Annotated in this window: 14 protein-coding genes and 1 pseudogene; 8 read left to right on the top strand and 7 right to left on the bottom strand. The window is 67.8% G+C overall.

The window, feature by feature from the left end; all coding sequences use genetic code 11:
* Positions 1–48 precede the first annotated feature (48 nt).
* Entirely contained in the window at positions 49–1,773 is a 1,725-nt protein-coding gene (locus AADV74_RS00995) for a long-chain-fatty-acid--CoA ligase (RefSeq protein ID WP_342110939.1), read from the bottom strand.
* A 234-nt stretch (positions 1,774–2,007) separates the two neighbouring features.
* Between AADV74_RS00995 and AADV74_RS00990 the strand changes: the two genes are divergently transcribed.
* Both AADV74_RS00990 and AADV74_RS00985 read left to right on the top strand, forming a co-directional pair.
* Positions 2,008–2,643, top strand: coding sequence for a hypothetical protein (locus AADV74_RS00990; RefSeq protein ID WP_342110937.1), 636 nt, complete (start codon positions 2,008–2,010; stop codon positions 2,641–2,643).
* The gene (locus AADV74_RS00985) at positions 2,640–3,422 is read left to right on the top strand and encodes a PspA/IM30 family protein (protein WP_342110935.1); all 783 of its coding nucleotides are present in this window, start codon (positions 2,640–2,642) and stop codon (positions 3,420–3,422) included. The genes AADV74_RS00990 and AADV74_RS00985 overlap by 4 nt, the downstream gene beginning before the upstream one ends.
* A 44-nt stretch (positions 3,423–3,466) precedes the next feature.
* On the opposite strand, the gene sufU is transcribed toward AADV74_RS00985, so the two are convergent.
* Both sufU and AADV74_RS00975 read right to left on the bottom strand, forming a co-directional pair.
* Positions 3,467–3,904, bottom strand: coding sequence for a Fe-S cluster assembly sulfur transfer protein SufU (gene sufU / locus AADV74_RS00980; RefSeq protein WP_135118688.1), 438 nt, complete (start codon positions 3,902–3,904; stop codon positions 3,467–3,469).
* On the bottom strand, positions 3,901–5,211 hold the full coding sequence (locus tag AADV74_RS00975; protein WP_342110929.1) for a cysteine desulfurase: 1,311 nt from the start codon (positions 5,209–5,211) through the stop codon (positions 3,901–3,903). Before AADV74_RS00975 ends, sufU begins: the two co-directional genes overlap by 4 nt.
* A gap of 149 nt (positions 5,212–5,360) precedes the next feature.
* On the opposite strand from AADV74_RS00975, the gene AADV74_RS00970 reads away from it, so the two are divergent.
* From AADV74_RS00970 to AADV74_RS00945, 6 genes and pseudogenes are all read left to right on the top strand, one after another.
* A complete protein-coding gene (locus AADV74_RS00970; protein ID WP_342110927.1) occupies positions 5,361–6,026 on the top strand; it encodes an HAD family hydrolase in 666 nt (221 codons plus the stop codon).
* A gap of 84 nt (positions 6,027–6,110) precedes the next feature.
* A complete protein-coding gene (locus AADV74_RS00965; RefSeq protein ID WP_342110924.1) occupies positions 6,111–7,067 on the top strand; it encodes a TIGR03557 family F420-dependent LLM class oxidoreductase in 957 nt (318 codons plus the stop codon).
* A gap of 12 nt (positions 7,068–7,079) precedes the next feature.
* Entirely contained in the window at positions 7,080–7,808 is a 729-nt protein-coding gene (locus tag AADV74_RS00960) for a DUF72 domain-containing protein (protein WP_342110922.1), read from the top strand.
* 74 nt (positions 7,809–7,882) lie between these two features.
* Positions 7,883–8,407 (top strand): DUF6328 family protein, encoded by a 525-nt coding sequence (locus AADV74_RS00955; protein ID WP_342110920.1) that lies wholly within the window; start codon positions 7,883–7,885, stop codon positions 8,405–8,407.
* 92 nt (positions 8,408–8,499) lie between these two features.
* Positions 8,500–9,096 (top strand): annotated as a pseudogene (locus AADV74_RS00950) (dienelactone hydrolase family protein); the annotation flags it as partial.
* 77 nt (positions 9,097–9,173) lie between these two features.
* Complete coding sequence (locus AADV74_RS00945) at positions 9,174–9,359, top strand: hypothetical protein (protein ID WP_342110919.1); 186 nt, start codon at positions 9,174–9,176, stop codon at positions 9,357–9,359.
* Positions 9,360–9,405: 46 nt separating this feature from the next.
* Here the strand turns inward: AADV74_RS00945 and AADV74_RS00940 are convergent, their stop codons facing one another.
* The 4 genes from AADV74_RS00940 to AADV74_RS00925 form a co-directional block, all read right to left on the bottom strand.
* On the bottom strand, positions 9,406–10,464 hold the full coding sequence (locus tag AADV74_RS00940; protein ID WP_342110917.1) for a YihY/virulence factor BrkB family protein: 1,059 nt from the start codon (positions 10,462–10,464) through the stop codon (positions 9,406–9,408).
* Between the two features lie 75 nt (positions 10,465–10,539).
* A complete protein-coding gene (locus AADV74_RS00935) occupies positions 10,540–11,112 on the bottom strand; it encodes a DUF3618 domain-containing protein (protein WP_342110916.1) in 573 nt (190 codons plus the stop codon).
* Positions 11,109–11,525: a phage holin family protein gene (locus AADV74_RS00930; RefSeq protein ID WP_342110913.1), complete on the bottom strand. Its 417-nt coding sequence runs from the start codon at positions 11,523–11,525 to the stop codon at positions 11,109–11,111. The genes AADV74_RS00935 and AADV74_RS00930 overlap by 4 nt, the downstream gene beginning before the upstream one ends.
* On the bottom strand, positions 11,525–12,379 hold the full coding sequence (locus AADV74_RS00925) for a hypothetical protein (RefSeq protein ID WP_342110911.1): 855 nt from the start codon (positions 12,377–12,379) through the stop codon (positions 11,525–11,527). Before AADV74_RS00925 ends, AADV74_RS00930 begins: the two co-directional genes overlap by 1 nt.
* Positions 12,380–12,548: the final 169 nt, after the last annotated feature.

Raw genomic sequence — 12,548 nt, 5'->3', positions numbered from 1 at the left:
GATCGGCGCGTCACTCGTCGGGGGCTTGCCGACGGCGGGTGGGACTCCCTACGCGCTGCGACCGGCGATCAGCGACTCCCGCACCTTCTTGCGCAGCACCTTGCCGATGAGCGATGTCGGCAGGGCGTCGAGCTGCACCACCTTCTTGGGCACCTTGTAGGCGGTCAGGCGGGTACGGCAGTAGTCGCGAAGCGCACCGCCGTCGAAGCTGGTGCCGTCGCGCATCACCACCGCAGCCGTCACGTCCTCTCCGCCGGAGGCCCGCGGAAGGCCGACCACGGCCGCCGAGGCGACGTCGGGGTGGCTCAGCAGCACCTCCTCCACCTCCGACGGGCTCACGTTGAATCCGCCGGTGATGATGATCTCCTTCACCCTGTCGATGACCGTCACGAAGCCGTCCTCCGACACCGTGACGATGTCACCGGTGCGCAGCCATCCGCCCTCGAGCAGCGACGCCCTGGTGTCCTCCGGCCGCCGCCAGTAGCCCTGGAAGACCTGCGGCCCGCGCAGCAGCAGCTCGCCGGGCTCCCCCGCGGCGCGGTCCTCGGTCGGGGCATCCGGATCCACCACGCGGATGTGCGTGCTCGGGAAGGGCACACCGACTGTGCCCGGCCGACGTGACGGGCCGATCGGATTGCCGACGGCCACCGGCGACGTCTCCGTCATGCCGTAGCCCTCGACGAGCAGGCCGCCGGTCGCCTCCTCCCATCGTGTGACGGTGGAGACGGGCAGGCTCATGGCCCCGGAGATGGCGAAACGGATGCTCGACAGGTCGACGCCCTTGCGACTGGTCGCCCGGGCCAGCGCGTCGTAGATCGGCGGCACTGCGGGCAGGAAGGTCGGCGGGGACTTCTTCATTGCGCCGAGAACCAGGTCGAGGTCGAACTTGGGGAACAGCACCAGCTTCGCGCCGATGCTCATGGCGAACGTCAGGCAGAGCGTCATGCCGTAGGCATGGAAGAGGGGCAGCACACCGTAGAACGTCTCCTCGCCTTCGGTCAGGCCGGGAACCCAGGCGCGTCCCTGGGCAGCATTCGCCCGCAGGTTGCGGTGCGACAGGATCGCGCCCTTCGGGTTGCCTGTGGTGCCGCTGGTGTACTGCAGCAGGGCGGTGTCGTCGATGGACGGTCGGATGACGCGCCTGGACACCCTGTGACCGCCGACGAGGCGATCCCACGTGAACACCCTGCGTGCCTTCGGCGTGCTGGTCATCGCAGCGCGCGACTCCCGAGCCTTCCTGATCGGCAGGGTGAGGGCGAGGCGCTTTCCGAAGGGAAGGGCATCCGTCATGTCGACGGACACGATGTGCGCGAGCTTCACGTCGCTCGGCATGTCGGCCACGAGGTCGTAGACCTTGTCCCACACGATCGCCACGCTCGCCCCGTGATCCTCGAACTGGTGCCTGAGTTCGCGGGCCGTGTAGAGGGGATTGTGCTCGATGACGATGGCACCGAGGCGCAGCGCCGCGTAGAAGGCGACGACGTGCTGCGGGCAGTTCGGCAGCACGAGGGCGACCCGATGGCCGGGGCCGACACCGAGCCTGCGCAGCCCTTCGGCCGCGCGCGAGACCTGCTCCCCCAGCTCGCGGTACGTCGTCTGGGCGCCGAAGAACTCGAGCGCGACCTTCGATCCGAACCTCGCGACGGAGGCATCGAGCATGTCGACCAGCGTCTCGGTCGGCTCGTCGATGTCGGCCGGGACTCCCTCGGCGTAGGAGGCCAGCCACGGCCTGTCGCGGAACAGCTGGGACGGATCGTTCGAATCCTGGGGCACCCTTCAACCCTAGGTCGCGCGGTATGCCGTGGGGGTGATGCGCCCTCAGTCCGAGCCTTTCCCGGATCTGAGTATCTGGCGAGAGTGCTTGGGCTTCGGACTCTCCGAGCGTAGATTGCGTTATATCGCGTTTGCGCTCGGACACCCGAGCCACGCGGCGGTGACCGAGGGGGCATCCATGGACTCGAAGCGCACGACTGACTCGAATTGCACGACGGCAGGGCAGACGCGCTGATGGACGTGCTGATGTCGGTGCTCCTCTCGCTCGCGCTCATCGTGACGGCATCCGTCACCACGATCGTTCTGGTGGTGCGGGCGGTCTACCGTCGCATCCGCCGCAGCCGGGCCCTGAACGGAGCCGTGCTCAAGGGCCGGGCCAGCCTCAGCTGGGGACCGCAGCGCAAGGTGCTCGCTCTGCAGCTGCAGCTCAACGACGCACTCGACAGCGGGCGCGCGGCCATCGACCTCGCCGTGCGCACCAACGGTCGCCGCGGCGAGCTGCCGCGCATCTTCCGCCGCATCGAGGCCGAGGGCGTCGCACTGCAGTCGCAGCTGCGACTGATGGAGACCGAGACCGATGCCGCAGCCTTGGCTGAAGAGCTTCCGGCGGCGGGCCTTCGCGTCGAGCAGGTCTCCGAGATGATCCGCCGTCTGCGGGCATCCGTTGCCGCCGGACTCGGAGACCCGACGGGCGACTCGCTCGTGGCTCTCCGCGCCGAGGTCGACCGCGAGGTCGCAGCGCTGCATGCCGGGGTCGAGGAACTCCGCAACCTGAACGCCGTCGACGGCCGCTTCGCAGGGCCCTCCTACACCGCACCCCTCCGCACGTCACCCACCGATCGCCTCCAGAACAAGGGAGTCCAGTCATGACCACTGACAGCAACAGCAATACCGCCCGGATGCGCACCATCTTCCGCACCAAGACCTCCAAGGCGCTCGATCGCATGGAGGACCCGCGCGACGCCCTAGACGACAGCTACGAGCAGCAGGTGAAGCTGCTGCACCAGGTTCGTCAGGCAGTGGCGGAGGTCGCCACGGCGAAGAAGCGCATCGAGCTGCAGGGCGAGGAGATGGGCTCGCGTTACCAGCGACTCGGCGACCAGGCCCGCGAGGCGATGGAGCACGGCCGTGAGGATCTGGCCCGCGCCGCCCTCGAACGGCGCGCCGCCCTCGAGAGTCAGGTGTCGAAGCTGCAGGAGCAGCACAGCTCGCTGCAGAAGCAGACCTCTCAGCTGCAGGAACGCGAGCGTCGCCTCGCCGAGCAGATCGCCGCCTTCCGTATCGAGAAGGAGACGATGAAGGCCACGTACAGCGCCTCCGCCGCACAGGTGCGGGCGAACGAGGCCGTGGCCGGCATCGGCGCGAACATGAACGACGTCGGCGTCAGCCTCGACCGGGCTCGCGACCGCGTCGCCCAGATGCAGGCGCGCGCGCAGGCCACGGACGAGCTCCTCTCGAGCGGCGCACTGAAAGACCTGACGGCGGCACCGGATGCCGACATCGAGCGCCAGCTGGCCGAGCTCGCGTCGCGCTCCGACATCGAGCGCCAGCTCAAGGCCATGAAGGGCGGAGATGCCGACGGCATCCGCGGGTCGAAGAAGGATGATTCGGCAGACGGCTGGCTCAGCATCGGGCAGGCGCCGCAGTAGGGCAGGCGCGGGCTGAGGCGCTCAGCGCGCTCGGCCGCGCAGCCTCACTTCAGCTTGGCCAGCGCATCCTCGGCTGCGACCCAGCCGAGCATGGCGCACTTCACGCGCGCGACGAACTTGGAGGCGCCGCTCAGAACGGCGGCGTCGCCGAGCAGATCCTCGTCGGGCTCGATGGTTCCGCGTGAGCGCATCATGGTGCGGAACGAGTCGATGCGCGGCTGCAGCTCGGACACGGGCAGTCCGTCGAAGAGCTGGGCGAGCAGCGATGCCGACGACTGCGAGATGGCGCATCCGTGACCCTCCCAGGTCACCGAGGTGAGCGTGCCATCGTCTGCCACGTTCAGCTGCAGCGTGATCTCGTCGCCGCAGGTGGGGTTGAGCTGGTGCGATTCGGCAGACGGATGCTCCACCAGGCCGTAGCCGTGGGGCCGCTTGGCATGGTCGAGGATGAGTTCCTGGTAGAGCCCGGCGAGGTCGCTCATCGTGAGCCTCCGAAGAACGCGATGCCGTCGGCGACTCCCGCGATGAATACGTCGACGTCGGCGGGGGTGGAGTAGAGGTAGGTGCTCGCCCGCGTCGACGAGGTGACGCCGAGGCGTCTGTGCAGCGGCTGGGCGCAGTGGTGGCCGACACGCACGGCGATGCCGCGGCTGTCGAGGAACTGGCCGAGGTCGTGGGAGTGGATGCCGGGAACGTCGATGCTGGCCAGGCCGACGCGCTCGACACCGGCAACAGGCCCGAGGATGCGCACGCCGTCGATGGCGGCCAGGCCGTCGGTGAGCCGCCGCCCGAGCAGCGTCTCGTGCGCGGCGATGCGGTCCATGCCGATCGCGTCGAGGTAGCGCACGGCCGCGGCGAGTGCGATGGTCTGCGAGACGCGCTGGGTGCCGGCCTCGAAACGCAGCGGGGCCGCCAGGTACTCGGCCTTCTCCATCGTGACCGTCGTGATCATCGAGCCACCCGTGAGGAACGGCGGCAGGGCGTCGAGCAGGTCGCGTCGGCCGTAGAGTACGCCGATCCCCGTCGGTGCGAGCATCTTGTGCCCCGAGAACACGGCGAAGTCGACGTCGAGTGCGCGCACGTCGAGCGTCAGGTGCGGTGCCGACTGGCAGGCGTCGAGCACCACGAGAGCGCCGACGGCGTGGGCGCGCGCGACGAGCAGTTCGACCGGGCTCACGGTGCCCAGCACGTTCGACACATGGGTGAACGCCACGACCCTGGTGCGCTCGCCGATGAGGTCGTCGAGCTCGTCGAGGCGCAGCGATCCGTCATCGTCGGCCGGGATGTAGCGCAGTGTCGCACCGGTGCGGGCCGCCAGTTCCTGCCACGGGATGAGGTTGGCGTGGTGCTCGAGTTCCGTCATCAGGATCTCGTCGCCGGCGCCGATCCTGAATCGCTCGGCCGCTTCTCCCCCGCGCCCGAGGCTCGCGTTCGAGATGGCGTAGGCGATGAGGTTGATGCCCTCTGTCGCGTTCGAGGTCCAGACGATCTCCTCGGCGGATGCCCCCACGAATGCCGCCACGATCTCGCGCGCCTCCTCGAAGTCCTCGGTGGCGAGGGCCGCGAGGGTGTGGGCGCCTCGGTGCACTGCCGAGTTGCGGTTCTCGTAGTAGTCCCGCTCGGCCTCGAGCACGGCCCGGGGTTTCTGCGACGTCGCGCCGGAGTCTAGGTAGACCAGCGGATGCCCGTTCACCTGTTGCGCGAGCGCGGGGAAGTCGCTCCGCAGGGCGGCGACCTCGGCTGGGCTGAGCGGATCTGCGGTGGTCGTGCTGGTGATGCTGGTCGACATGGGGTGGGTGGGCGCTTCCTGTTGGGTGCACCTCAAGCTTAAGACCGGGATCGGATCCGACTCCCATACCGGCCCCGATCCGCAACCCCTGCGTCGTCCCGGATCGGGGCGCGTACTGTGCGTGGATCGGCAACCGAGTGAGGGACATCATGACGACACCACCTGTAGCGGTCCTCTTCGACATCGACGGCACTCTCGTCGACTCGAACTACCTGCACGTCGAGGCCTGGCAGCACGCCTTCCGCGACATGGGCGTCGAGGTCGACGCCTGGCGCATCCACCGATCGATCGGCCAGGACGGCGACCAGCTGATCGAGTCTCTCGTCGGCGAGAGGGACGGCGGCTGGACAGCGAAAGCGACCGAACTCAACTCGACCTACTACACGGAACTCGCGCCCAGGCTGCGCACCTTCGACGGGGTAGGAGGGCTGCTGCACACGCTCTCCGAACGCGGGGTGATCATCGTGCTCGCGACCTCGGCCCCTCAGGAGGAGCTCGACCTCCTGTTGCCGGTGATCGATGCCGACGATGCCATCCACGCCACCACGAACGCCGACGACGTCGACACCGCCAAGCCCGAACCCGACATCGTGCGCGTCGCCCTGTCGCGGGCGGGCGTCGACGCCGACCACGCCATCTTCGTCGGTGACTCCGCGTGGGACATGAAGGCGGCCGTGCGTGCCGGCGTCACTCCCTACGGCGTGCTCTCCGGCGGCATCTCGGGCGATCTGTTGACGGATGCCGGAGCCCGGGCCGTCTTCGACGACCCGGCCGACCTGCTCGACCGGCTCCACGAGATCACGCTGCTCGGCTGACGGCCAGCCGCCCTGCATTGTGGACCTCGTCGTCGCGATCGGCAAGCACCTTGCCGATCACTGTGGGCTGCGTAGCGTCGAAGCATGAAGATCGGATACAAGCTCGTCGCCGAAGCCTTCGGCCCTCAGGAACTCGTGCGACAGGCAGTGCGTGCCGAACAGGCAGGCTTCGATTTCGTCGAGATGAGCGACCACTTCCATCCGTGGGTGGAGGCTCAGGGGCACTCCCCCTTCGTCTGGAACGTTCTCAGCGCCATCGCCGCGAAGACCACGACGCTCGAGTTGGCCACGGGTGTCACCTGCCCGAGCGTGCGCTACCACCCGGCCATCATCGCCCAGGCCGCGGCTACGCTCGCCCTCCTCTCCGACGGCAGATTCACCCTGGGCGTCGGGTCGGGCGAACGACTCAACGAGCACATCGTGGGCCGCGGCTTCCCCGGAGTGCACGAGCGCCACGCCATGTTCGACGAGGCTCTCGACATCATCCGCCTGCTCTGGAAGGGCGGCTACCAGAACTACGACGGCACCTACCTCAAGCTCGAGGACGCCCGCATCTTCGACCTGCCCGACGTGTTGCCGACGATGGCCGTCGCAGTCAGCGGCCCCGACTCCATCGCCCTCGCCGCTGAACACGGTGACGGCCTGTTCGCCGTCGAGCCGAAGAGCGACCTCGTATCCGGATACCGCGACGCGGGCGGCACAGGACCTCTCTATTGCGAGGCACCTCTCGCCTGGGCGACGACCGAGGAAGCTGCGGTGAAGGCGGCCCACGCTACTAACGCGTGGTCGGTCGCCGGATGGAAGGTGCTGGCCGAGCTGCCGAATCCGGTCAACTTCGAAGCGGCCGCCGCCACGGTGCGTGAGGACGACATCCGCGAGCAGTTCGCGTGCGGCCCCGACGTGGAGCGGCACCTCGAGGTCATCGGGCAGTTCACCGACGCCGGTTTCGACCACGTCGCGCTGATGAACACCGGTCCGGACGCCGACGGCTTCTTCGACTTCTTCGAGAGGGAACTGCGCCCCCGACTCGTCACGGGCTGAGACGAGGCATCCGTGGCCATCCACATCGGAACGTCGGGGTGGAGCTACGACCACTGGGAGAACGTGCTCTACGCGCCGGGCCTTCCACCACGAGACCGCCTGGCGAGCTACGTCGCGCGGTTCTCAACGGTCGAACTCAACGCCAGCTTCTACCGCTGGCCGCAGCCTGCGGCATTCCGGAGCTGGAAGCAACGCCTGCCCGACGGCTTCCTGCTGTCGGTGAAGGCCCCTCGCGGGCTCACGCACGCCAAGAAGCTGTTCGCGCCGGAGGATTGGATCAGCCGCATCTCCGCAGGCTGGCACGAGCTCGGCGACAAACGCGCCGTGTTGTTGGTGCAACTGCCGCCGGGGATGGAACGCGACGACGGCCGCCTCTCCTATTTCCTCGAGCGGATCCCGCCGTGGGTCCGGGTCGCGGTCGAGTTCCGGCATCCGTCGTGGAACTGCGATGAGGTCTTCCGGATGCTCGAGACCCGCGATGCCGCCTACGTGGTCATGAGCGGCGCAGGTCTGCCGTGCATCCTCCGGGCCACGGCGTCGGTCGTCTACGTTCGGATGCACGGACCCGACCACGAGCATCTCTATGGTGGCTCGTACTCCGACGCCGATCTCGGGTGGTGGGCGGGACGGTTACGGGAATGGGGCGATCAGGGCCGTGATGTCTTCGTCTACTTCAACAACGACGGAGATGGCAACGCTGTGCGCAATGCGACGACGCTGAGGCGCTTCGTCGGCGCATGATGTCAGGGCCGGAACGCGTTCGGCGATCTCGGCTACGCTCGGGCGACGAGACCTCGACCAGGACGGAGGGCAGCGTGACCGACCCCATCACCGCCGACGCTGATCCCAGTGACGGCCGCGACGAGACCACGACCGAGCGATCGGACCGCAACTGGGACGAGTTACTGCAGGAGTTCCGTGTGCTGCAGACCGGGACGCAGATCCTCGCGGGCTTCCTGCTCACGTTGCCGTTCCAGGCACGTTTCGACCAGCTCAGTGCGTTCGGCCTCGGCGTCTACCTCACCCTGGTGATCGGTGCCGTGCTCCTCACGCTGCTCGCGCTCACGCCCGTGAGCCTGCACCGCCTTCTCTTCCGTCGGCATGCCAAACCCCTGCTGGTGAGCGCCGGCAGTCGCATCCTGATCGCCTGTCTGGCCGCGAGCTCCCTGCTGTTCGCCGGGATCGTGCTGTTCCTGTTCGATTTCCTCCTGTCGGCGCCGGCCGGGTGGATCGCCGGAGGAGCCGTGATCGTCGTGGCTCTCGGGCTCTGGGTGGTGCTGCCGTTGGCGCTGCGGCGTCACGGCGCGGTCGACAGCCCGGCTGACGCCGACGTCGCGTAAGGGCCGCGCTCGCTGAGGACCGCGCAGCCCGTCAGAGGGGCGCAGTAGCATCCGATACGAAGCAGCAGGTCACTCTCGAACGAAAGCGAGCACCCATGGCCGACGTCGTCCTCTTCCATCACGCCCAGGGCCTCACCGCGGGCGTCGCAGCCTTCGCTGAGCAGTTGACTGCCGCAGGGCACACCGTCACCGTGCCCGACCTCTACTCCGGGCACACCTTCGACACCCTCGACGAAGGCTTGGCGTATGCCCGCGAGATCGGCTTCGAGAAACTCCTGGATGACGGAGTCTCCGCGGTCGAGACGCTCGGCGACGACGCCGGCGAGTTCGTCTACGTGGGCTTCTCGCTCGGTGTTCTCCCTGCCCAGAAGCTGGCGCAGACCGACCCCAGAGCGCGCGGCGCACTGCTCCTTCACTCCTTCGTGCCGCTCTCCGAGTTCGGCGAGGCCTGGCCCGATCAGCTGCCCGTGCAGGTGCACGCCATGGACGCCGACACCCTCTTCGTCGATGACGGCGATCTGGACGCCGCACGCGACCTCCTGGCCACGACCCCGAGCGCACAGTTGTTCCTGTATCCGGGCAACACGCATCTCTTCGTGGATTCGTCGTTGCCCGACCACGACGAGGAGGCGGCAGCGCTTCTCATCGGCCGTGTCCTCGACTTCCTCGCCGAGATCGACCGCCGCTAGACCCGGCGACGGAATCCTCCTCATCCGCGCCTGTCAACCCCTGACACACGCGCGCCAGACAGGAGTTCACTGGCACCATGACGGATTCGACAACGGCAGATGGAGCGCAGGTCGACACCGGAGCGCACACCGAGCATCCACTCCTCGCGGAGCACGAACCGAACGACGCCCTAGCCATGGGACGACGGATGTCGGAGCCGGCGGCAGCCGAGGACGACCGCGTCGTCGACAGCTCCCCGGCCGAGCACGACGGCGAGCTCTGACCGGGCGCCTGAACCCCGCCCGGCGTTCGGGCGCCTTCGGCCGAACTCAGTCGCGTTCCGCGTCGCTGCTCTCGCGGATGCGGCGACCCTCCTCGACGTCCTCCTTCTCCTTCGCGGCGGCCTTGTCGCTCTTGACCGTGTCGCGCGGAGGCAGCTTGATGTCCTCCTCAGCCTCGATCCCGGCCTGCAGCTGGCGCCCGCGTTCGAGTTCGGCATCCAGCTCCGCACCGAACAACAGCGCCAAGTTCGCGATCCAGAGCCAGAGCAGGAAGACGATGATTCCGGCGAAGGAGCCATAGGTGCGGTCGTAGTTCGAGAAGTTGGCGACGTAGAGTCCGAAGCCGACGGATGCGAGGACGAGGATGACGAGCGCGACCGCCGCCCCGATGCTCATCCATCGGAACTTCGGCTGCTTCGCGTTCGGAGTGGCGTAGTACAGCACCGCGATGATGAGGATCACGGCCAGAGCGAGGATCGGCCACTTGACGATGGACCAGGCCAGCTTCAGAGCAGCGCCCAGTCCGATCGCGTCGCCGACGGCGTCGAGTACCGGTCCCGAGAGCACGAGCACCACCGCCATGATGAGGATGAGCACGATGGCGACGATCGTGACGAGCAGCTGCATCGGACGCAGCTTCCAGAACGGCCGCCCCTCCTCGATCTCATAGATGCGGTTCATCGCGCGGCTGAAGGCGCCGACGTAGCCCGACGCCGACCAGATCGCGAGCACGATACCCGTGACGAGGGCGAACCCCGCGGCCGGCGATGAGGCGAACTGCTCGAGCGGCTCACGGATGACATCCACCGTCGACCCCGGCGCGACCTCGGAGACGATGCCGAGGAGCTCGTCGATCGCCTTCTGTCCCTGACCGAAGACACCGAGCAACGAGGTGAGCGCGAGGAGTGCGGGGAAGATGGACAGCACCGCGTAGTAGGTGAGCGAGGCCGCGATGTCGAAGCACTGGTCGGACGTGAACTCGCGCAGTGTCTTCTTCAACACGTAGCCCCATGAGCGCTTCGTCACCTCGGTGGGCGAGTCGGGCTTGCGATCGTCGTCGGGCGACGGTGCCGTCGCAGCCTTCTCACTGGCACGTTCTGGGGACATGGTGGTTCTCACTTCTCTTGGAACGACGTCGAGCGTCGGGCCCCGAAGGGCGCCGACGCTCGACGAGGGGTATTGCTAGTTCGAGCTCGCGCTCTGAACGTTGTCACGGGACTCCGCGGCCTGGTCCTTCACATCGTCGACTGCCGACGTGGCCTCGGCCTTGACGTTGTCGACGGCATCCGTCGCCGACTCCTTGACGGCTGCCGCGGCGTTCTGCGCAGGCTCCTTGAGGTCGCCGGCGACGGTCGAGGCGACATCCTTGACCTCGTCGACGAGGGGCTGGGCGGCGTCGGTCAGCGTCGTGGTGAGCTGCTTCTCCTTCTCGCTCGGCGGGATCAACGACGAGAGCAGCCATCCGGCGCCGAAGGCGATGAGACCGACGGCGAGGGGGTTGCCCTTCGCCTTCTCGACGGCGCCCTGTGCGGCACCCGCGACGTTGCCGCCCATGTTGCTCGCGTCGTCGTGAACGTCGGAGGCGACGCCCATCACGCGGTCGCGCACGGATCGCACGGCGTCCTTGGCCTTGTCGGCCTGACGCTGGGCGATCTTCGACGGGTCGACCTTGTCGGCGAGCGCATCGACGTCGCTGCCGAGGTTGGCCCGTGTTGCTTCAATCTCTGACCGGATCTGGTCGGGGTCGTTCGTCATCGGTTCTCCTCGTTTCGCTTCAATGTCTCTGGAATCTCTTTGACCGTCTCGATGGTCTGGGGTGCGCCCTCGGCTGCCGCGAGAGCCTTGCGGCCCTTCGAGTACAGGACCGCGGCGATGATGCCGTAGATGACGGCCACGACGAGCCCTGACCAGGCATTCCCGATCAGGTAGCCAAGCGCCCACCAGCCTGCGATGGTCAAGAAGAGGAGCGCGAAATGGCCTGTGACGGCGGCGCCGCCCAACAGCCCAGCTCCCTTGCCAGCGGCCTTGGCCGTCTGCGACAGTTCAGCCTTCGCCAATGCGACCTCTTGGCGCATCAGCGTGGACACGTCACGGGTCACCTCGCTCAGGAGGTCACCGAGCGAGGTCGACGCCGCCTTCTCCTCGGAAGGTGTCGGAATGTCGGTCATCAGTTGCCGTCTCCCCAGGTGCGCTGGGCGTTCCCGGCACCGAACTCATTCGACGTCCCGTCACGTTCTGCGGTGGCGTCGTCACCGAAAGCCGGCGCGGTGTCATCGTCGGGGCCCGTGCGGGTTCCGTCTCCAGTGAGTGCGGAGTAGACCGGCGTGGTCGTCGGCGCACCGGCGGCAGGGCCACCGGGAGTCGAGTACACGTCGGAGTCGAGGTCCGTCTGAGAGCCCGTGGCCGTGCCGGTGGTGCCGACGGCGACGAAAGGCTCGGTGTACGTCTCGGCGTGCACGCTCGGTGCGACGGCCGGCTTGTAGGTGGGCGCCTTGGCTGCGGCTTCCTTCGCGTCGGCGGCGTTGCCCACTGCGGAGCGCGTGATGCGCCCCGCCAGGAGGCCAACGACGGCGGCGACGGCGATGAACGTGCCCGGCCGACGTCGCGCGAAGTTCTTCACCTCGTGGAGTACCGACTCGGGGTCGTGGCCGTCGAGCCAGGTGGAGATGGAACCGGCTCGGCTGGAGGCCTGCGAGACGAGCTCGGCTGCGAGCCCGCCCGACGATGCCTGCGACATCTGGTCGAGGTCGTCTCCGAGGGACTTGAGTCCGGCGGCGGCACGTGTCTGCTGGGTGGCTGCCTGCTCGCGCAGTTCGCTCGTGACCTGTCCGAAGAGGTCTGAGGCCTGCGACTTGGCCTCCTGGAGAACTCCGGCGGCCTCATCCTTGGCGGTCGCAGCGACGTTCTTGCCGGAGTCGACGACCTGGTCCTTCACGTTCACGGCCTCGCCCTTCACGGCGTCGGCAGTTCCTGTGGAGGTACCTCCGGAAGACGGTGTGTCCGTCCGATATGCGTCTGTCATGGTTGTGCTCCTTGAGGGATGGATCTGTGACGCCGATGGTCGGTGGCCGATCACGCGGCGTCAGGGGTGGAGTAAGAGTGCGGGGCCTGGGCCTCCCCCGAATAGGGATTGCGGAATTCGGGAACGCGATGTATCGCGCACGCGGATCGGAATCCGCGGATCGGAAAGG

The organism is Leifsonia stereocauli (assembly GCF_038432415.1).
GTDB lineage: Bacteria > Actinomycetota > Actinomycetes > Actinomycetales > Microbacteriaceae > Orlajensenia > Orlajensenia stereocauli.
This window is presented reverse-complemented; position numbering and strand designations above follow the sequence as displayed.